The organism is Cognatundibacterium rugosum, assembly GCF_014284365.1.
Lineage (GTDB): Bacteria > Pseudomonadota > Gammaproteobacteria > Burkholderiales > Burkholderiaceae_D > Undibacterium > Undibacterium rugosum.
This window is the reverse complement of sequence record NZ_JACOGG010000071.1, coordinates 1-267: the sequence shown is the minus strand read 5'-3', so window position 1 is coordinate 267 and position 267 is coordinate 1. Positions and strand designations below refer to the sequence as shown.

The following is a 267-nucleotide window of genomic DNA, read 5'->3' as shown; positions in this document are numbered from 1 at the left end:
CCTACAAAGGGCATGTTGGCCGGATTGCCCCCAATTTACTGCAGCGGCAGTTTGCCGCACAAAAGGCGAATCAAAAATGGGTGACCGATGTGACAGAATTCCATGTCGCTGGGGAGAAGCTGTATTTGTCGCCGATACTTGATCTATACAACGGAGAAATTATTGCCTTTAACACGTCACGGCGGCCGGTATTTAAGATGATCAGCGAAATGCTGACGAGCGCATGGAGCAAGTTAAAGCCTGGAGATCGTCCGATACTGCACTCCG

General features: G+C 50.2%; 1 protein-coding gene. It reads left to right on the top strand.

From position 1 onward, the window contains the following. Positions 1-267 (top strand): DDE-type integrase/transposase/recombinase (locus H8K47_RS18870; RefSeq protein WP_329604190.1); only part of this gene is annotated, 267 nt, incomplete at both ends.